Origin of the sequence: Leucobacter sp. CX87, assembly GCF_018682295.1 — a bacterium.
Lineage (GTDB): Bacteria > Actinomycetota > Actinomycetes > Actinomycetales > Microbacteriaceae > Cx-87.
In genome coordinates, this window is sequence record NZ_JAFIRI010000001.1 from 550,026 (window position 1) to 568,350 (window position 18,325).

Annotated in this window: 20 protein-coding genes; 7 read left to right on the forward strand and 13 right to left on the reverse strand. The window is 69.4% G+C overall.

What is annotated here, in order from left to right:
• Nucleotides 1-8: 8 nt before the first annotated feature.
• The 8 genes from KOE53_RS02620 to pheS form a co-directional block, all read right to left on the reverse strand.
• Nucleotides 9-1,226, reverse strand: coding sequence for an acetylornithine transaminase (locus KOE53_RS02620; RefSeq protein WP_256434423.1), 1,218 nt, complete (start codon nucleotides 1,224-1,226; stop codon nucleotides 9-11).
• Nucleotides 1,223-2,125, reverse strand: coding sequence for an acetylglutamate kinase (gene argB, locus KOE53_RS02625; protein ID WP_188057250.1), 903 nt, complete (start codon nucleotides 2,123-2,125; stop codon nucleotides 1,223-1,225). The genes KOE53_RS02620 and argB overlap by 4 nt, the downstream gene beginning before the upstream one ends.
• Complete coding sequence (argJ, locus tag KOE53_RS02630) at nucleotides 2,125-3,279, reverse strand: bifunctional glutamate N-acetyltransferase/amino-acid acetyltransferase ArgJ (protein WP_188057251.1); 1,155 nt, start codon at nucleotides 3,277-3,279, stop codon at nucleotides 2,125-2,127. The genes argB and argJ overlap by 1 nt, the downstream gene beginning before the upstream one ends.
• Entirely contained in the window at nucleotides 3,276-4,337 is a 1,062-nt protein-coding gene (argC, locus tag KOE53_RS02635; protein WP_188057252.1) for an N-acetyl-gamma-glutamyl-phosphate reductase, read from the reverse strand. Before argC ends, argJ begins: the two co-directional genes overlap by 4 nt.
• 83 nt (nucleotides 4,338-4,420) lie before the next feature.
• Nucleotides 4,421-5,356, reverse strand: coding sequence for a VOC family protein (locus KOE53_RS02640; RefSeq protein WP_188044018.1), 936 nt, complete (start codon nucleotides 5,354-5,356; stop codon nucleotides 4,421-4,423).
• Nucleotides 5,357-5,700: 344 nt separating this feature from the next.
• A complete protein-coding gene (locus KOE53_RS02645) occupies nucleotides 5,701-6,435 on the reverse strand; it encodes an SDR family oxidoreductase (protein WP_188057253.1) in 735 nt (244 codons plus the stop codon).
• A gap of 19 nt (nucleotides 6,436-6,454) precedes the next feature.
• Entirely contained in the window at nucleotides 6,455-8,992 is a 2,538-nt protein-coding gene (gene pheT, locus KOE53_RS02650; protein ID WP_188057254.1) for a phenylalanine--tRNA ligase subunit beta, read from the reverse strand.
• On the reverse strand, nucleotides 8,992-10,044 hold the full coding sequence (gene pheS, locus KOE53_RS02655) for a phenylalanine--tRNA ligase subunit alpha (RefSeq protein WP_188057255.1): 1,053 nt from the start codon (nucleotides 10,042-10,044) through the stop codon (nucleotides 8,992-8,994). Before pheS ends, pheT begins: the two co-directional genes overlap by 1 nt.
• An 89-nt stretch (nucleotides 10,045-10,133) precedes the next feature.
• Between pheS and KOE53_RS02660 the strand changes: the two genes are divergently transcribed.
• From KOE53_RS02660 to KOE53_RS02675, 4 genes are all read left to right on the forward strand, one after another.
• Entirely contained in the window at nucleotides 10,134-10,778 is a 645-nt protein-coding gene (locus KOE53_RS02660) for a hypothetical protein (RefSeq protein WP_188044022.1), read from the forward strand.
• A 119-nt stretch (nucleotides 10,779-10,897) separates the two neighbouring features.
• On the forward strand, nucleotides 10,898-11,614 hold the full coding sequence (locus KOE53_RS02665) for a copper resistance CopC family protein (RefSeq protein ID WP_188057256.1): 717 nt from the start codon (nucleotides 10,898-10,900) through the stop codon (nucleotides 11,612-11,614).
• Between the two features lie 78 nt (nucleotides 11,615-11,692).
• On the forward strand, nucleotides 11,693-12,274 hold the full coding sequence (locus KOE53_RS02670) for a copper chaperone PCu(A)C (RefSeq protein ID WP_188057257.1): 582 nt from the start codon (nucleotides 11,693-11,695) through the stop codon (nucleotides 12,272-12,274).
• A complete protein-coding gene (locus KOE53_RS02675; RefSeq protein ID WP_188057258.1) occupies nucleotides 12,252-13,445 on the forward strand; it encodes a Dyp-type peroxidase in 1,194 nt (397 codons plus the stop codon). The genes KOE53_RS02670 and KOE53_RS02675 overlap by 23 nt, the downstream gene beginning before the upstream one ends.
• Here the strand turns inward: KOE53_RS02675 and KOE53_RS02680 are convergent.
• The 4 genes from KOE53_RS02680 to infC form a co-directional block, all read right to left on the reverse strand.
• Nucleotides 13,442-14,242: a TrmH family RNA methyltransferase gene (locus KOE53_RS02680; protein WP_188044026.1), complete on the reverse strand. Its 801-nt coding sequence runs from the start codon at nucleotides 14,240-14,242 to the stop codon at nucleotides 13,442-13,444. The genes KOE53_RS02675 and KOE53_RS02680 overlap by 4 nt on opposite strands.
• A 105-nt stretch (nucleotides 14,243-14,347) precedes the next feature.
• Complete coding sequence (gene rplT, locus KOE53_RS02685; RefSeq protein WP_188044027.1) at nucleotides 14,348-14,731, reverse strand: 50S ribosomal protein L20; 384 nt, start codon at nucleotides 14,729-14,731, stop codon at nucleotides 14,348-14,350.
• A gap of 34 nt (nucleotides 14,732-14,765) precedes the next feature.
• A complete protein-coding gene (gene rpmI, locus KOE53_RS02690) occupies nucleotides 14,766-14,960 on the reverse strand; it encodes a 50S ribosomal protein L35 (RefSeq protein WP_188044028.1) in 195 nt (64 codons plus the stop codon).
• Nucleotides 14,961-15,020: 60 nt separating this feature from the next.
• Nucleotides 15,021-15,638: a translation initiation factor IF-3 gene (gene infC, locus KOE53_RS02695; protein ID WP_188044097.1), complete on the reverse strand. Its 618-nt coding sequence runs from the start codon at nucleotides 15,636-15,638 to the stop codon at nucleotides 15,021-15,023.
• 329 nt (nucleotides 15,639-15,967) lie between these two features.
• Between infC and KOE53_RS02700 the strand changes: the two genes are divergently transcribed.
• The 3 genes from KOE53_RS02700 (at nucleotide 15,968) to KOE53_RS02710 (ending at nucleotide 17,406) form a co-directional block, all read left to right on the forward strand.
• Nucleotides 15,968-16,360 carry a DUF1844 domain-containing protein gene (locus tag KOE53_RS02700; protein ID WP_223159727.1) on the forward strand — a complete coding sequence of 131 codons (393 nt, stop codon included), beginning with the start codon at nucleotides 15,968-15,970 and terminating at the stop codon, nucleotides 16,358-16,360.
• Nucleotides 16,361-16,424: 64 nt separating this feature from the next.
• The gene (locus KOE53_RS02705; protein ID WP_353055562.1) at nucleotides 16,425-17,087 is read left to right on the forward strand and encodes an AzlC family ABC transporter permease; all 663 of its coding nucleotides are present in this window, start codon (nucleotides 16,425-16,427) and stop codon (nucleotides 17,085-17,087) included.
• On the forward strand, nucleotides 17,074-17,406 hold the full coding sequence (locus KOE53_RS02710) for a branched-chain amino acid transporter permease (protein WP_188044029.1): 333 nt from the start codon (nucleotides 17,074-17,076) through the stop codon (nucleotides 17,404-17,406). The genes KOE53_RS02705 and KOE53_RS02710 overlap by 14 nt, the downstream gene beginning before the upstream one ends.
• A 16-nt stretch (nucleotides 17,407-17,422) precedes the next feature.
• Here KOE53_RS02710 and KOE53_RS02715 read toward each other — a convergent pair whose 3' ends face one another.
• Nucleotides 17,423-18,325, reverse strand: a complete 903-nt coding sequence (locus KOE53_RS02715; RefSeq protein WP_188057259.1) for an SseB family protein — start codon at nucleotides 18,323-18,325, stop codon at nucleotides 17,423-17,425.

An 18,325-nucleotide genomic window follows, 5' to 3' on the forward strand; every position in this document is an offset into this window, starting at 1 on the left:
GCGGTGGATTACGCCTCCGTGAGCACTTCCCGCGCGAGTTCCGCTTCGACCCGCGCGAGCGCGGCCGCAAACCGCTCGCCAAACACCGCGATCTCCGCCTCGCCAACGATCAGCGGCGGCGCGAGCCGCACGGTGTGAGCGTCGGGCGCGTTCACGATCAGCCCGGCCGCGAGCGCCGCTGCCACCACCGCCGGGGCCACCGGCGCACTGAGCTCGACGCCGAGGAGCAGGCCCTGCCCGCGGAGGCCCGTCACGAGCGACGAGCCCAGCCCGAGCACGAGGTCGCGGATCCGCTGACCCTCGCGGTTCGCCGCGGCCACCAGGCCGTCGCGCTCCACCACATCGAGCACGGTGTTTGCCGCGGCAGCGGCCAGCGGGTTCCCACCGAAGGTCGTACCGTGCATGCCCGGGGCAAAGAGGTCAGCCGCCACCGGGGTGAGCGCGACAAGCGCCCCGATCGGGACGCCGCCGCCGAGACCCTTCGCGAGAGTGATCGCGTCGGGCAGGATCCCTGCGTGCTGGAACCCGAACATCTCACCGGTGCGGGCGATGCCGGTCTGAATCTCGTCGACAATCAGCAGCGCGCCGTGCTCGCGGGTGAGCTCGCGCGCCCGCTCAAGGAAACCCTCGGGCAGCGGGCGCACCCCGGCCTCGCCCTGAATGGGCTCGACGACGAGGGCAGCGACCTGACCGGTCAGCGCCGCCTCGAGGGCCTCGATGGTCGGGGCGATGTGCTGCACGCCGGCCGGCATCGGCTCGAAGGGCGCGCGCATCGCGGGCTTGCCGGTGAGGGCCAGGGCCCCCATCGTGCGGCCGTGGAAGCCGAGGTCGAGGGCGAGAATGACGGGGCGATCCTGCCCGCCGTGCAGCCGCGCCAGCTTGAACGCAGCCTCGTTCGCCTCGGTGCCGCTGTTCGCGAAGAACACGCGGCCCTCGTCGGTCGCACCCGAGAGCGCGAGCAGGCGAGCCGCGAGCGTGAGCTGCGGCTCTGTCGCGAAGAAGTTCGAGACGTGCACGAGCGTGCCTGCCTGCGCGGAGATGGTGCGCACGAGTTCGGGGTGGGCGTGGCCCAGCGCGTTGACCGCGATACCCGCGAGGAAATCGAGCAACTGCTCCCCCGCCGAGTCCTCCACCCAGCAACCCTGGCCGCGCACGAGCAGGCGCTCGGGAACGCCAAAGGTGCGCATCATGTGGGCGGCGTAGTCGTCCTGCCAGGCCGCGCTCACGGGGTGACCTCCGTGCCGATCCCGCGAGAGGTAAAGATCTCGAGCAGGATCGAGTGCGGCACCCGCCCGTCGATGATCGCAGCCTTGGAGACCCCGCCGCGCACGGCGTCGAGGCAGGCGCGCATCTTCGGGATCATGCCCGACTCGAGCGACGGCAGCATGGTCTCGAGCTCGGCCGCGGTGAGGCTCGAGACGAGCGAGTCGCGATCAGGCCAGTTGGCATAGAGGCCCGGGACGTCGGTGAGCACGACGAGCTTTTCTGCGCCGAGCGCGCTCGCGAGGGCGCCGGCCGCCGCGTCCGCGTTGATGTTGAGCGACTGGCCGGGGTGATCGGCGTCGGGCGCGATCGAGGAGACGACCGGGATGAGGCCGGCGTCGAGCAGCGCGAGGATCGGCTCGGGGCGCACGTCGACGACGTCACCGACGTGACCGAGGTCCACGAGCTCGCCGTCGATCTCGACGGGCGGGCGACGGCGCCCGACGAAGAGCCCGGCGTCCTCCCCCGTGGTGCCGGCCGCGAGCGGGCCGTGCGTGTTGATCTCGTCAACGAGCGCCGGGTTCACTTTGCCGGTGAGCACCATGCGCACGACGTCCATCGCCTCGGCCGTCGTAACGCGATAGCCGCCGCGGAACTCGCTCTCAATGCCGAGGCGCCCCAGCATCTCTGAGATCTGCGGCCCCCCGCCGTGCACGACGACCGGCCGGATCCCGGCGTGACGCAGGTACACGACGTCCTCGGCGAACGCCTGGATCAGCGCGTCGTCGACCATGGCGTTGCCGCCGAACTTGATAACCACGATGGCGTCGCGGAACTTCTTGAGCCAGGGCAGGGTTTCGATGAGTACTTCGGCCTTCGCAGCTGCCTCGCTCTGGGCGAGGACCGTTGTCGTGTTCGTCATTAGCTGGAGTACGCGCTGTTCTCGTGGACGTACGCCTGTGTGAGGTCGTTCGTACGAATGGTCGCGTCGTGTTCGCCCGCGAAGAGCTCAATGCGCACATGGGTCGCGCGCGGCGTGAGGTCGACGTCGGTCACGGGGCGATCGGGGCCGCCCGCGTGGCAGAGGCGAACGCCGTTGAACGAGACATCGACCGCGTACGGGTCGAACTGCGCGGTCGTTGTTCCGATCGCCGCGAGCACGCGACCCCAGTTCGGGTCGTTGCCGTAGATCGCGGTCTTGAAGAGGTTGTTCCGGGCGACCGAGCGGCCGACCTCGACGGCCTCGGCGGGGCTGGCCGCGCCGATGACCTCGATGGCAATGTTGTGGCTCGCGCCCTCGGCGTCGGCCTGCAACGCGGCGGCGAGCCGGTCGCAGACATCGGTGAGCGCCGCCGCGAACTCGGACGGGTCGGGGGTGACTGCCGAGGCGCCCGAGCTGAGCAGCGCGACCGTGTCGTTGGTCGACATGCAGCCGTCCGAGTCGAGGCGGTCGAACGTGGCGGACGTCGCCTGGCGCAGCGCCACGTCGAGCTCGGCCTGCGGCAGCACGGCGTCGGTGGTGATCACGACGAGCATGGTCGCGAGGCCCGGCGCGAGCATGCCTGCGCCCTTCGCCATCGCACCGATCGACCAGCCGTCACCCGCGTGCACGGCGGTCTTCTCGACCGAGTCAGTCGTCAGGATCGCGGCCGGTGCCGTCGTGTCCTCCTCGCTCAGCGCGCCCACGAGTGTCGGCACGTTATGCACGATCTTGTCGCGGAAGGCCTGGTCGCCCGTACCGATGAGGCCGGTCGAGCAAACGAGGATCTGGCCAGCGGTCGCGCTCAGCGCGTCGGCCACGGCCTCCGCCGTCAGCCGGGTCGTGTCGGCGCCGAAGTCACCCGTGAAGCAGTTCGCGCCGCCCGAGTTCAGGACGATCGCTCGTGCCTCGCCGCCCTGGGCGACCGCGCGACTCCAGATCACCGGGTGCGCCTGGGCGCGGTTCGACGTGAATACGACGGCGGCGTCAAAGCGCGGGCCGAGGTTTTCGACGAGCGCGAGGTCGGGCTTGCCGGTCGACTTCAGGCCGACGGCGATACCGGCCGAGCGGAATCCGGCGGGGGTGGTGACGGTCACGGTGCAACTCCATTGACGGACAGGCCGGTCGCTTCGGGCAGCCCGAGCGCGATGTTGGCCGATTGGATGGCGGCACCTGCGGTGCCCTTGACGAGGTTGTCGACCGCGGCGACCACGATGACGCGGCCGACGGCCTCGTCGATCGCGAGCCCGATCAGACACGTGTTGGCGCCGAGCACGTCGGCCGTGCGCGGGAAGCGTCCCTCGGGCAGCAACTGCACGAAGGTCTCCCCGGCATATGCACTCTCCCAGGCGGCGCGGACGTCGGCGGCGCTCGTGCCCGGCACGATGCGCGCGGTCGAGGTGGCGAGGATGCCGCGGCTCATGGGAACGAGCACCGGCGTGAGGCTCAGCGTGACGTCGCCGCGAGCGCCCGCGCCGCGCAGCGCCTGCTGAATCTCGGGGATGTGCCGGTGGGTCCCACCGACGGCATAGGGGTTGGCCGAGCCCATGAGCTCGGCGCCCAACAGGTGCGTCTGCGCAGCCTTGCCCGCGCCAGACGGACCGACTGCGAGCACGGAGACCAGGTCGCCGGGCTCGATGACGCCCGCCGCGATGCCCGGGGCGAGCGAGAGCGCCACGGTGCTTGCGTTGCAGCCCGGAGCCGCGATCCTGCTCGCGCCAACCAGCGCGTCGCGGCCGCGCGAGGCGCCACCGTCTTTGCCGGCCACGATCAGCTCGGGCACCCCATACGTCCACGCGCCGTGGTGCTCGCCGCCGTAGAACGCGGCCCAGTCGGCTGGATCGGTCAGTCGGTGGTCGGCACCGCAGTCGATCGCGACGCGCACATCGCGCAGCTGAGCGGTGAGCTCGCCCGAGGCGCCGTGCGGCAGGGCGAAGAAGACGATGTCATGCCCGTCAAGCACCTCGGGGGTCGTCGGCTGCAAGATGAGATCGGCGAGGCCGCGCAGGTGCGGCTGCGACTCGACGAGCGGTCGACCTGCGCTCGAGTGCCCGGTGACGGTCCGTATCTCGAACTCGGGATGGTCGGCGAGCAGCCGCAGCAGCTCACCTCCCGCGTACCCGCTCGCGCCAGCGACAGCGACGGTGAACGTCATGCTCGACTCCCTGATTGATGCAACGACAAATGGTCCAGTGCCATTCTGGCACTGATCAGCGAGGGACTCGGGCATGTGCCCAATCAGAAGTCGGCGATGATCAGCTTCTTCATGGGCATCATGTGTGCAAAGGCGCCGGGCCTGTTCATCAGCTCAGCCATGTTCTCGGGCACGATCTGCCAGCTGACGCCTGCGCGGTCGACCAGCCAGCCGCACTGCTCCGCCTCCGGCACCGCGGACAGCGCGTCCCACAAGCGGTCGATCTCGGCCTGATCCGCGCACGACACGGAGAGCGACACCCCGGGCGAAAAGGTGAACGGCTGTTCGACCCCCGAGTCCATCGCCACGAACCACTGCGCGCCGATGCGGAAGTCGCTGAACATTACGGACTCTGTCGTCGCGGGACCCGTGGGTTCAGGGTAGGTCGACCGCACCCCGAGTTGCGCGTCGGGAAACAGCGACAGGTAGTAGTCGACCATCTCGGTCGCGCGGTTCTGTGCCGGGCCGCAGAACATGAGCGCGGGCATGAGGAACGGGCGCGGTTCGCCCGCGGGGTTCGTGAGCATGAGCTGCCAGCTCACGCCGTACTTGTCCTGCACCCAGCCGAACAGCGGGCTGAACGGGTACTCGGTGAGCGGCATAAGGGCCGTGCCGCCGTCGAGCAGGGCGTGCCAGAGATCGGACAGGCGTTCGCGCGCCTGGGCCTCGTCGCCGCCCGCGGCCGCATCGCCAAACATCAGCGGGTCGAAGTTCAGCATGAACGAGATCGACGGGTTGGGCGCGAATTCGCCTCCCGCGTTGATCAGCGTGAGGTGGGAGTCGGCAATCTTCACGCTGACAGTCAGCGCCTTCCCGGCAAAGTCCTGCTGGAAGTCGAGCAGCCCGTCGTCAGGGTAGCGACTGTCAACGGTGCTCGCGGCGAAGCCGGGGCCGCCCACCTCGCCGAACGCGGCGGCGTAGAATCTGCCCGCCTCTTCCGCGTTCCCTTGAAACCATAGGTTCGGAATGATCTGTTGCACGATTGCTCCGCTCGCTTGTTTCGGTGCCCTGGTCGTCGGGAACACGCCCAGTATCCGCCCAACCTCCGACACTCACAAGGCTGGTCGGCACGGTCCGTCCAGGTTGCTCCTACCCCTGGCCGCGCCCGGCCACCCCGGCGATCCCAGCCTCCCCAGCCTCCCCTGCACCCCATGGCATCCCAGGCATCCAGGGCGACTTCTCGGCGCGATCACACGTAACGGAGCAATATTTCGGAGCATCGGGCTCCGTTACGTGGGATCGCTCCGGGAACTACGGCACGCAGCGGCGCGCGGGCCGCCAAATGCGCACACCCCTAGGGGGCACGCTCAGCGGGCCGCGAGACTCAGCGCACCGCGAGCCACTCCGCAAAGGTCTGGGTAGTGAGCTCAGCCCCGGCCCCGGGCAACAGCGTTCCGTCGCGCAGCGCCCGCATGAACCCGCCCGGAAGCGGGAGCGCGAGCACGCGGCCGGGGTCGCCGTCGGCGCGCAGCTGCTGGCGCACGAGCTCGGGCATCGATTCCTCGCGCGGTCCAGCAAGATCGGGCAAGCGCCCGCTCGGGCCGGCTTCGGCGATCGCGACGAGCCGCTCGGCCACGTCGCGCGCCGCGAGCGGCTGGGAGCGCATGACCGGCACCAGCACGAGCCGCCCGAGCCGAGCCTGCGTCGATACCTGGCCGGCGAACTCATGGAACTGAGCAGCCCGCAGGATCGACCAGGGTACTCGGGAGCGCTCGACGCGCGCCTCTTGTGCGACCTTCCCGGCGTAGTACCCGAAGGGGGCGCGGTCGACCCCGATGATGGACAGCGCGATGTGGTGGCCCACGCCGGCGCGTGTCTCGGCCGCCTCGAGCGAGTCGGCTGCAGCCTCGAAGAACGCCCGAGATGCGCGCGCCGACTGCGTGCCCACCGAGGTGACGTCGATCACGACGTCGACCCCATGGAGATCGAGCCCCGCGCCAGTGCGCACATCGACGCCCCGAGAGCGCGTCAGCACGAGCACGTCGTGCCCGGCGGCCTCCGCAGCCGCCACGACGTGTCTGCCGACCGCCCCCGTGCCACCAGCTACCGCGATGCGCATGAAATGATCTCTCGGCGCGCTACTCGCGCAGCGTCGCGCCGAAGCGGGACGCCGCGAGCGCGAGGCCGGCGAGCTTGGCCTCGGAGGCCTCCTCCGCCTTCAGCGTGCGATCGTCCGCGCGGAAGCGGAGCGCGAAGGTGATCGCCTTCTGCCCCTCAGCAACGCCGGTACCGCGGTAGTCGTCGACGAGGCTGGCGTGTTCGAGCAGCGACCCCGCACCCTCGCGCACGGTAGCGAGCAGCTCTGCCGCCGGCACACCCGCGTCGACGACGACCGTGAGGTCCTGCGTCGCGGCCGGGTAGGTTGACAAGGCACCGACGCGCGGCTCCCGCGGGGCCAGCTCGATCAGCGCGTCGAGGTCAAGCTCGACCGCCGAGACGCGACCGTGCAGGTGCGAGCCCGCGACGAGCTCGGGGCTCAGCTCGCCGGCGACACCGACCGGCACGAGGCCGTCGGCCGTGCGGATGACGAGCTCCGCGGTACGGCCGGGGTGGAATGCCGGGTGCGCGCCCTGACGGACCTCGAGCGGCGCATCGACGCCGGCGGCGAGCAGGCGTGCCGCGTCGATCGCGTCGGCCCAGTCGAAGGCGCGCGGCGCCTCCCCCGGCTGCTTCGCGATCGCGAGGCCCGCGAGCAGCACGGCCGCGTGGCGGGGCTGCTTCGGCAGCGAAGCGTTGAGCTCGGCGAGCACCGACTCGGCAGGGCGCGCGCCCAGCGGCGGCACCTCGGCCGTGCCGAGCACCGCGCCGGTCGGCTCGAAGACACGACCGAACTCGACGAGCGCCAGATCCGTCGCGCCGCGCGACAGGTTGCGCTGCGCAGCCTTCACGAGACCGGGGAGCAGCGAACGACGCAGGAACGGCGCCTCGCCGTCGAGCGGGTTCGCGAGCTTGATCGCGGGGCCCTCGTCCGTGGCCGCGAAGCGATCGAGCTGCGTCTGCGACACGAAGGGATAGTTCTGCACCTCGGTGTAGCCGGCGGCCGCCATCGAGTCGGCGACACGGCGACGCAGGCGCTGCTCGCGCGTGAGGCCGCGCCCGGGAGGGGCGACGGGCAGCACCGACGGGATCCGGTCGTAGCCGACGATGCGGGCCACTTCCTCGACGAGGTCCGCGGGGCGGCTGAGGTCTGAGCGCCAGCTCGGGGCGGTGACGAGCAGCTCCGTGCCGCCTTCGCTGTCCGAACCCGCGACGACCGCGCAGCCGATGCGCTCGAGCGCCTCGCGCACCTCGGCCTCGGTGTAGTCGACGCCCATAACCTTCGCGGGACGCGCCGCAGACAGGCGCACCGGCTCGGGCACAAACTCAGGCACGATCTCGACGCCGAGGGTGTCGGCCGTGCCGCCACCGAGCTCGACGAGCAGATCAACCATGCGCTGCGCCGCGGCACGGCCGATCAGCGGGTCGACGCCGCGCTCGAAGCGCTTGGACGCCTCACTCGTCAGCTTGTGCCGGCGGGCGGTGCGCGCGATCGAGATCGGGTCGAACGTCGCCGCCTCGATGAACACATCCGTGGTCGCGTCGTCGGTCTTGGTCGATTCGCCGCCCATGACGCCCGCGAGTCCGATGACCCCTGACTCGTCCGCGATCACGAGGTCCTCGGCGTGGAGCTTCCGCTCCTGGCCGTCGAGGGTGACGAGCGTCTCGCCCGGCGCCGCGCGGCGCACCGTGATGCCGCCGCTGAGCTTGCCCAGGTCGTACGCGTGCATCGGGTTGCCGATTTCGAGCATGACGTAGTTCGACACGTCGACCGCGAGGCCGAGCGAGCGGATGCCGGCAAGCTGCAGGCGAGAGATCATCCAGGCGGGGGTGGGCGCTGCGGGGTTCAGCCCGCGCACCACGCGCCCGATGAAGCCGGTTGCGCCGACGCGGCCGCGCACCGGGGCCTCGTCGTTGAGCTCGACCGCGAATCCGTCCGCCGGGGCGGGCGTCACCGCGAGCGCGGGGTCGGTGAAGGCCGCCCCGGTCGAGTGGGCGAGCTCGCGGCCCACGCCGCGCATGGAGAAGGCGTAGCCGCGATCCGGAGTGACATTGATCTCGACCGCGGTGTCGTCCAGCCCGAGCAGGGCCTTCGCGTCCGTGCCGACCTCGGGGTCGAGCCCCAGGGTCGAGAGCACGATGATGCCGTCGTGCTCGTCGCCGAGTGACAGCTCACGTGCCGAGGCGATCATGCCGTCCGACACGTGGCCGTAGGTCTGTCGCGGGGCGATCACGAAGTCGCCGGGCAGCACCGCGCCGGGCAGGGTCACGACGACCTTGTCCCCCACGGTGAAGTTGTGGGCGCCGCAGACAATGCCGCGGACGTCCTCGCCGCCGTCGGCAGCGAGCTCACCCTCGGGAGCCACGCGAACCTGGCACCAGTTGATGGTCTTGCCATTCGCCTGAGGCTCGGGGATCTGTTCGAGGACCTGGCCGACCACGATCGGGCCGGTCACGTCGAAGCGGCGCACCGATTCTTCCTCGAAGCCGACGCGGACAAGATCCGCGTGGACCGACTCGGGGGTGACATCTGCGGGAAGGTCGACGATCTCGCCGAGCCAGCTGAGCGGAATACGCATTAGACCAGGCCTCCGAACTGAGTGTTGAAACGGACATCGCCCTCGACCATGTCGCGCATGTCGTTGATGTCGTGGCGGAACTGGAGGGTGCGCTCGACGCCCATGCCGAAGGCGAAGCCCTGGAACTCGGCGGGGTCAATGCCCGCCGCCGCGAGCACGTTCGGGTCGACCATGCCGCAGCCGCCCCACTCCACCCAGCGCGCGCCGCCCTTGGCGTTCGGCTGCCAGACGTCCATCTCGGCGGACGGCTCGGTGAACGGGAAGAAGTTCGGGCGCAGGCGAATCTTCGCCCCTTCGCCGAACATCTGGCGCGCAAAGTGCTCGAGCGTGCCGCGCAGGTGTGCCATCGTCAGGCCGCGATCGATCGCGATGCCCTCGATCTGGTGGAAGACAGGAGTGTGCGTCGCGTCGAGCTCATCGGTGCGGTACACGCGGCCGGGAGCCAGCACGTAGACGGGCAGCTCGCGGCCCAGCAGCGCGCGGATCTGCACCGGCGAAGTGTGGGTACGCAGCAACAGGTGACGGTCCGCGGGCTCGATGAAGAACGTGTCCTGCATCGCGCGTGCCGGGTGGTCCGGATCGAAGCCGAGGGCGTCGAAGTTGAACCATTCGTGCTCGATCTCGGGGCCCTCTTCGATTTCCCACCCCATCCCGATGAAGACGTCGGAGATCTGATCCTGCAGGAGCGCCAGCGGGTGGCGCGCGCCGACCCGAGCGCGGGCGGGGGCCTCGGTCACGTCGACCGTCTCGGCGACGAGCCGTTCGGCCGCTTCGACTGCGGCGAGCGAGGTCTCGCGCTCAGCGAACGCGCGCTCGACGCGGCCACGGGCCTGGCCCATGAGCTTGCCGGTCGCGGCTTTCTCGTCCTTGGGCACCTCGCGCATGCGGGAGTTCAGCTGCGCGAGCGCAGAACCCTCCCCTGCGTGCTCGGTGCGGGCCGTCTTCAGCTCGGCGACGCTGTCGGCCGCGGCGAATGCGGCGAGCGCTGCGTTCACCGCTGATTCGGCGGCCTCCGGGGTGATCGGATTCGAGTTCGGGTTGCTGTCTGACACGAGACCCGATTCTAGCCGGGTTGGCGGCCTTCTCCGGCCGTCCGCGCTCAGGGTACGGGCGCTTCCGTCAGGGCGATATGATCTTGGGCGTGGAGCACACACGAATGAGCCGAGGCAGTCGCGTCATGCGCGGTGCCTGGTTTGCCGCGTTCGCGACGCTCCTTGCTGCGGCTTCGCACATGCTCGTGGGCGGAAACACCCCGGCCCCGGTCGCACTTGTCGCGACAACGATTGTCGTGCTTCCCCTCTGTGTCGCGCTCGCCGGACGTGAACGCTCGCTCTGGCGGACGTCACTCGCAGTGGCGCTGAGCCAAGGCCTGTTTCACTGGAGTTTCGGCTCGATCGGCGCGGTCACCACACAGGGCCCAGTTCCTGCAGGATCCGGCTTCGCCGCCGCCGCATCGCCGCACGCGGAGCACCTGGGCGCGCTCGGCCAGTTCGTGCCGCAACTTGATTCCTCCGGCGCCGGCTGGCTGATGCTTGCGGCGCACGCCGTCGCAGCCCTCGTCACGGTAGCGATGCTGCGCTTCGGCGAGGATGCGCTGGTGCGCATCCGAGAGGCACTCGCGTCCCTCGGTGCTCAGCTCGTCGGAAAGCTCCCCGCCCGCTCCTTCGCGCTTCCGCGCGGCGGGCGCGTCTCGACGTTCGGCTACACTCCCGCACGCCCGCTGGCGACTGCCCGGGCGTCCATCTCGCATCGGGGCCCTCCGGGATGGGTCGCGTACTCGGCCTAACGCTTCGCGTTCCCCGAAGACGACTACATACTCATCCCTCGTGGCGCCTGCTTTGTAACGGCAGGGCCGCACTCCATCCCGTTCGATGCCCCGGCATCCGGGAGAATTGAGTCTTTCTTATGCGTTCTATCTCCACTCACGCCCCCGCATCCGCGGCGGCGCACTCACGCCGTTCGTCCCGTTCACGTGCCGGACTCGGCGCTGTGCTCGGCACGGCCGTCGCAGCCCTCGCCCTCGCGTTCGGCCCGGCGAGTCCCGCGCTCGCGCACGACCAGCTCGTCGGCACGACCCCGGCGAACGGCGAGGTCGTCGCGACGGCGCCCGAGTCCCTCACGCTGAGCTTCAACAACAACATCATCGAGGTCGGCACCGTGGTGAACGTCACGGGCCCCGACGGCTCCTCCGTCGCAGCTGGCGAGCCGACCGTCGCCGGCACTGAGGTCGTGCAGGCGCTCAACCCCGATCTCGCCGACGGCAGCTACACGGTCGTGTGGCGGGTGGTGTCGCAGGACGGTCACCCCATCAGCGGCACGCAGAGCTTCGCCATCGGCGCGGCGTCCGAGGGCGACGAGACCCCGGCCGTTCCCGAGACCGAGGAAGAGCACTCGCACGAGGACTCGGAATCGACCGAAGAGCACTCGCACGACGAAACGATGCACACCTTGGATGCTGAGGCCGGCCAGGCCTCGCCGTGGCCCTGGATCGGCCTGGGCGTCGCGGGCGTGCTCGCAGCGGGCGCCGTCGTGTTTGCGGTTCGCGCCTCTGGCCGGAAGAAGCGCGCGAGCGAAGCTGGCGCGACGGATAGCGCGGACACCACCGGCGCACCGACCGAATAGCGCCACCCTTCCTTCATTTTCCCCGCCGCAGGCGGCGCGATTTCGCGCGCCCGGCAATTCCTGAAAGCTGACTTCACTATGCGTATTTCTCTGAACTCCCTTCTCCTCCGTCCCCGTACCGCTCGCCTTGCCGCAGCTGGTGCCCTCGTCGTCGTCTCGACGTTCGGCCTCGCAGCGTGCTCTGCGCCGGAGTCGCCCAGCATCACCAAACATTCGGCGACGGAGAGCACCGCGTCAGAGCACGCGGGCGCCGCGCTTGAACAGGCCTGGGCGAAGTCTGGCGCCGGCGATATGAGCGCCGCGTTCGGTACCCTCGTCAACCACGGCGAAACTCCCCTCACCCTGGTCGGCGCCGAAACCACGGCCGCGTCCTCGGTCGAACTGCATGAGATGGCGATGGTCGACGGCGCCATGGTCATGCGGAAACTGTCGGGCGACTTCGACATCCCGGCCGGCGGTTCGCGGGAGCTCGCCCCCGGCGGCGAGCACCTCATGCTGATGGGCCTGACCGCCCCGCTCCTGCCCGGCGACGAGATCACCGTTACCCTGCAATTCTCCGACGGCACGACGCTCGACGTCTTGGTTCCGGTGCGTGACACCGCCGGCGCCGAAGAAGAGTACGCCCCGGGCGAGCACGATGACCATGCGACCGAGCACTAACCTCAGCCGCCGCGCCCTCCTCACGGGGGGCGCGGCCGGCGCCGGCGCGCTGATCGGCGCCGGGGCCACGGCCGTCGCGTTGCGGGGCGGCGCACCCGCCCCCGCGCCCCTCGAGCATCGCTTCGGCCAGGAACACGTTTCGTGTCACGGGGAGCACCAGGCCGGCATCGTCTCGGCGCCGGCCGCCCAGCATCGCTACGCCGCGTATGACCTTCGCCCCGAGGTCGATCGCGACGGGGTGCGCCGCCTCCTCCGGGTTTTGACGGCAGATATCGAAGCGCTGACCTCGGGCGAGGCTCCCCTCGCGGACAGCGAGCCCGAGCTGGCCGCGGTGCCGGCAGGGCTCACCGTCACCGTCGGATTTGGCGGGGGCCTCGTCGACCGGGTGGATCCTGCACAGCGTCCCACCTGGCTCGCCGCGCTGCCCGCGTTCTCTCGCGACGCGCTCGACGGCCGCCACGACGGCGGGGACCTGCTGCTCGTGATCGCCGGGGACGACTCGATCGCGGTGTCCCACGCGTCCCGCATGCTGCACCGCAGCCTCGCCTCGTTCGCCACCCCGCGCTGGGTGCAGCAGGGCTTCCGGCGCGCACGCGGGGCCGAGCACCCGAAGACGACGATGCGCAACCTCATGGGGCAGGTCGACGGAACGGTGAATCCCGCCCCCGATTCTCCGGATTTTGCGGGACTCGTCTGGCACAACACGGGGTGGCTCTCGGGCGGCAGCGCGCTCGTGGTGCGGCGCATCCGGATGGAGCTCGACACTTGGGAACAGGTCGACCGGCCCGGCCGAGAACAATCGATCGGGCGGACGCTGAAGAACGGGGCTCCGCTCACGGGTGCGCGAGAGCATGACGAGCCGGACTTCGCGGCGACCGACTCCCTCGGGCTCACCGTCATCCCGGACTTCGCGCACATTCGGCGCGCCCGCTCAGAGGACCCGGCCGAGCGGATCTATCGCCGTGCGGTGAACTACGACGACGGGACCGAGCAGGGGCTGCTCTTTGCGTGCTATCAGCGCGACCCACTCGCACAGTTCGTGCCGATTCAGCGTCGCCTCGACGAGCTCGATCTGCTCAACGAGTGGGTCACGCACACCGGATCGGCGGTGTTCGCCGTCCCAGGGGGCTGGCGCCCCGGAGGCATGCTGGGCGCGAGCCTGTTCGCTTAGCGGCGCTGCTCGAACGCCGACTGGTACAGACAAACCGACGCGGCGGTCGCCAGGTTCATGGACTCGGCGGCGCCGTAGATCGGGACTTTCAGCGAGCGGTCTGCGAGCGCGCGCGATTCTTCGCTGAGCCCCCGCGCCTCGTTGCCAAACAGCCAGGCCGCGGGCTCAGCGAGGGTACCGTCGTCGCGGGCATCGGTGAGGTCGTCCCCACGAACGTCCGCAGCCAGCACCCGGAGCCCTGAGGAGCGGGCGAGCTCCAGGAGCGAGGCGAGGTCTCCGGCGAGCGCGACCTGGATGTGGAAGAGTGATCCGGTCGTCGAACGCACGACCTTCGGGTGGAAAGGGTCGATGCACTCCCCCGCGAAAATAACGGCGTCCGCGCCGGCCGCGTCCGCCGCGCGGATGATCGTGCCGGCGTTGCCCGGGTCGCGAATCTCGTTGAGGATCGCGACCAACCGGGGCTTCTCGGCGAACACGGCGGAAAGCGCGGTCGGGAAGGCGCGGGCCACGGCCACGACACCCTGCGGGGTGACCGTGTCGGCCATCGCAGCGATGACGATGTCACTTGCCGCGTCGATCCTGCGACCGTGGTCGTTCGCGAGCGCCCCCAGCTCGGGGTGCTTCTCAAGCGCCTTCGGGGTCGCGTATATCTCGTCGACCAGGTCGGGTCGGTACATCAGCGCCTCGCGCACGGCCTGCGGTCCCTCGAGCAAGAACCGCCCGGTCGCCAAACGCTCGGACTTCTTCGCCAGTTTCGCCGCACGGCGCACGCTTGGGGAGCGCGGGTTCTCCATCACCCCACCAGTCTATCGCCGGCCGGGAAAACGTTCGGTGAACGGGCCGACACACAACAAAGCCCCGCCGGAAGACCGACGGGGCTTTGTGCATGAAGCGGGAAGAGCTTAGGCCTGCTTGGGCGCCGAGGTATCGGCAGGCAGGGCCTTCTTCGCGACCTCAACGATCGAGGCGAACGCTGCGGGCTCGTTCGTGGCGAGCTCCGAGAGCATGCGACGGTCAACCTCAACGCCGGCAATAGCCAGGCCCTGGATGAAGCGGTTGTAAGTCAGGCCGTTCAGGCGAGCGCCAGCGTTGATGCGCTGGATCCAGAGGCGACGGAAGTCACCCTTACGCTTACGACGATCGTTGTAGGCGTAGGTGTACGAGTGGAGCAGCTGCTCCTTGGCCTTCCGGTACAGGCGCGACCGCTGACCGCGGTAGCCCTCTGCACGCTCAAGGATTACGCGACGCTTCTTGTGGGCATTTACCGCCCGCTTTACTCTTGCCATTTCAGTTCTTCCTATTCAAAAAAAGTGTGGGGACCTAGTGACCGAGCAGCTTCATGGCCTGCTTCGCGTCACCCTTCGAGAGCATCGCGTCCGCGTTCAGGCTGCGCTTGCGCTTCGAGGACTTGACCTCGAGGTTGTGGCGCATGCCCGCACGCTGCTTCATGAGCTTGCCGGAACCGGTGAGCTTGAAGCGCTTCTTCGCCCCCGAGTGGGTCTTCTGCTTAGGCATCAATTTCTCCTTGTGTTGTGCGTGTCGCTCTCGCGACGACGTGTGGGCCGGACGAGTGTGTTACTCGGCCGAAGTCTCGGGCTGCTCGGCGCTCGTCTCATCAGAGACGTTGCGCCGGGTGGCCTTTGCCTCAGCGCGGCGAGCGTTCTGCTCGGCCTTCGCCTCGGACTTGTTCTTGAGCGGCGCGACGACCATGACCATGTTGCGGCCATCGATCATCGGGTTCGACTCGACGGTGCCGTACTCGGCGATCTCTTCCGCAAACTTCTGCAGCAGACGCACGCCCTGCTCGGGACGCGACTGCTCGCGACCGCGGAACAGGATCATTGCCTTGACCTTGTCGCCCTGACCCAGGAAGCCAATCGCGCGCTTGACCTTGGTCTCGTAATCGTGCGTATCGATCTTCAGGCGGAAGCGGACCTCCTTGAGGACCGTGTTGGCCTGGTTGCGCCGGGCTTCCTTGGCCTTCTGCGCCGCCTCGTACTTGTACTTGCCGAAGTCCATGATCTTGGCGACGGGAGGTACTGAGTTCGGGGCGACCTCGACGAGATCGAGATCTGCATCAGCCGCAAGCTTCAGGGCTGCGTCAATGGACACCACACCAACCTGCTCGCCGCCTGGACCTACCAGGCGAACCTCGGGGACGCGGATTCTGTCATTCGTACGGGGATCGCTGATCGCCGGCTCCTCTGATCTCGTGGGGCGACGGCTCCCCAACTCTGGGGTGCCACGTCGGCGAAGATCAGGGCCTGGCGTGCGTTCACGCAAAGCACTACACCCTAGAGCTGCCTGCCTGCGATGAACACTGACCGACGGGGTGTCAACAACCCGGTAACCTAGTAACTGGTTGCGGGTGGGAGAATCTCCACTTCAGTTCTCGATCGGATGAACGAGAGCCTCAGCAAGTTTAGCAGAAGACCCGCCGCCTTCCAAAGCGCCGATGCAGCGAGTACACGGCCCCGCAGCTTTTTGCTGTGGTCTTGGCCGAGAAAGAGAAATAGAACCCCATGAGCGAGACCCCCAACGAGCAGCCACTCGACACCACGAACGAGACGCTCATCGCCTCCAGCGAAACCGTCTCGCAGGCCACCCGCGATATCGCGGACGTCGCCGCGGTCGAGGTCATCACGACCGCCGCCGTGCACCTGCTCAGCGCCGCGGCAGTGAAGTGCGGACTCGCCCACAACCCCGAGGAAGAGACCGACCTCGACGAGGCGCGCAAGCTCATCAACGCGCTCGCCGGGCTCGTCACGGCGGGTGCCCCCGAGATCAGTGACTCGCACGCGCGCCCACTGCGCGACGGCCTGCGCTCCGTGCAGCTCGCCTTCCGCGAGGCGTCCGCAATCCCCGACGCGCCCGGCAAGGGCCCGGGCGAGAAGTGGACCGGCTCTGTCATCTAGCCTCACGACCAGGGGCGAGCGCGTCCGAGCGGGCCTGACGGACTCACTGTCCGTCGGGCTCGGCGTGTTTCCCCTCGGCATCGCGCTCGGTTTCCTCGTCGTGCAGGTCGGCCTCCCTGGCTGGGTGGCGCCAGCGCTCTCAATTGTGGTGTTCGCGGGTTCCGTTGAGCTGCTACTCACCACCATGCTCGCGGCCGTCGCGCCGCTCTCCACGATCGCAGTGGCCGTCTTCGCGGTGAACTTCCGCCACGTCTTCTACGCATTCTCGTTCCCGATCGAGGTCGTAAGGCCAGGGTTTGCCCGCGCCTACTCCGTCTACGCGATGATCGACGAGGCGTACGCGACCGCGGCGCTCATGCCGCGCGAGGTGAACTCGAGCACCCGCATGCTCACGATGCAGGTCGCGTGCCACGCCTACTGGGTGGCCGGTGGGCTCGTGGGTCTCGCGATCGCGAGCGCGCTGCCCGCGCCGATCGAGGGGTTCGAATTCGCACTCTGCGCGCTCTTCATCGTGATGACGCTCGACGCCTTCCGGTCGAAGCGCGAGTTGCCCTCGGTGCTGCTCGCCGGCGTCTCGGCTTCCGTGGCGCTCCTCGCGACCCCGGGCGCAGCCATGCTCGTCGCGCTGATCCTCTTCGCGGCGCTGCTCGCGCTTCGCTACGCCCTCGTGCGCGAACACGAGCCTGTCGCCCCAGAGGAGGGAGAGCTCCCCCATGCCGAGCACTGAGTACCTGATCGCCGCGATCGTCATCTCGGGGCTCATCACATTCGCCCTCCGCGCGATCCCGTTCGCCATCCTGAAGCCGCTGCGCAAGTCGCGCTTCATCACCCGCATGGGTCGATGGATGCCGGCGGGAATCCTCGTGATTCTCGCGATCATCACGCTGCAGGGGGTACTCGTCGAGCGCCCCGGCACGTGGTGGGCCGTCCCGGTCGCGGCAGCTGTCACGGTGGCAGTGCACCTCGCGACGCGTCGCCGCACGGTGCTCAGCGTCGGCGCCGGCACCGCCTGCTACGTCGCGCTGATCGCGTTCTTTCCGGCCTAGCAGGGGCGGATTCCGCTTAGCTTTGGTCGGGAGCGCGCAGGCTCACCGTCATCGAGTCCACCCGATCGGCGATCAGCGCGCTCTCAGCCCAGCGCTGCTGCATCCGCGCCAGCAGCGCGTCGAGCGCGGCCCGATCGAGGCCCGGGGCAAGCGTCAGCACCACTCGGGTCTCGGGAGCAATCAGGCGGGCCAATGGGTCTCCCGGTTCGAGCGTGATGCCGAGCACGTCCGGTTCCGCGGCGATGCTCAGCGCGAACGCGGCTACGACCTCGGGCTCGGCCCAGCCCGGGAGCACCCGCTGGCCGAGCGCGAACGCCTCGAGCGCGGTGCGGCGAACGCCGTACTCGCGCTCGGGCGTCGCCGCGTCAATCATGATCAGGTCGGTGTGTTCCTGCGCCGCGGCGAGGGCCGCCTGCGCTCCCGGAACCGGGATCGGCCGGGCCTCAGGGTGCCACCGCTGCATCGTCTCGACGGAGCTGAAGATCGGCAGCACTCGGCGCCCATCGGGAGCCGCCACCGTCACAATCGAGAGCTCCTGGGTTTTCTCGACGATGCGCCCCTCAGGGGTCTCGCCGAGCTCGCCCGCCTCCGCAATCAGCGCGACGAGAAAGCGCTCGGCACCAAAAGCCGCGACCGCGTCGGCGTGCGCCTCGGCGAGCTCGCGAAGCGCCGCCGGGTCGCCCCCGGCGCTTCGCTCGCCCACTTCACGCACCCGCGCCACCGCTGCCGACACCGCGACCGGAGTCGTGCCGTCGTCACCGGCGAACGCGGTGCCGTGGTGGTCGAACGTTCGACCTTCCCACGGGAATCCCGCGGAATCGACGTCGCCGCCGGGCACCAACCCTGCGGGCAGGGCGGGGCCGGGTGCAGGCTTTTGCCCGTCCGGCCATCCCTCGGAGGGAAGCTGCTTGGCGGCCAT

Coding starts and splice junctions, on each gene's coding strand:
- argB (WP_188057250.1), bottom strand. CDS start 2,125: ATGACGAACACGACAACGGTCCTCGCCCAGAGCGAGGCAGCTGCGAAG.
- argC (WP_188057252.1), bottom strand. CDS start 4,337: ATGACGTTCACCGTCGCTGTCGCTGGCGCGAGCGGGTACGCGGGAGGT.
- KOE53_RS02645 (WP_188057253.1), bottom strand. CDS start 6,435: ATGCGCATCGCGGTAGCTGGTGGCACGGGGGCGGTCGGCAGACACGTC.
- pheT (WP_188057254.1), bottom strand. CDS start 8,992: ATGCGTATTCCGCTCAGCTGGCTCGGCGAGATCGTCGACCTTCCCGCA.
- KOE53_RS02665 (WP_188057256.1), top strand. CDS start 10,898: ATGCGTTCTATCTCCACTCACGCCCCCGCATCCGCGGCGGCGCACTCA.
- KOE53_RS02670 (WP_188057257.1), top strand. CDS start 11,693: ATGCGTATTTCTCTGAACTCCCTTCTCCTCCGTCCCCGTACCGCTCGC.
- KOE53_RS02675 (WP_188057258.1), top strand. CDS start 12,252: ATGACCATGCGACCGAGCACTAACCTCAGCCGCCGCGCCCTCCTCACG.
- rplT (WP_188044027.1), bottom strand. CDS start 14,731: ATGGCAAGAGTAAAGCGGGCGGTAAATGCCCACAAGAAGCGTCGCGTA.
- rpmI (WP_188044028.1), bottom strand. CDS start 14,960: ATGCCTAAGCAGAAGACCCACTCGGGGGCGAAGAAGCGCTTCAAGCTC.
- KOE53_RS02700 (WP_223159727.1), top strand. CDS start 15,968: ATGAGCGAGACCCCCAACGAGCAGCCACTCGACACCACGAACGAGACG.
- KOE53_RS02710 (WP_188044029.1), top strand. CDS start 17,074: ATGCCGAGCACTGAGTACCTGATCGCCGCGATCGTCATCTCGGGGCTC.
- KOE53_RS02715 (WP_188057259.1), bottom strand. CDS start 18,325: ATGGCCGCCAAGCAGCTTCCCTCCGAGGGATGGCCGGACGGGCAAAAG.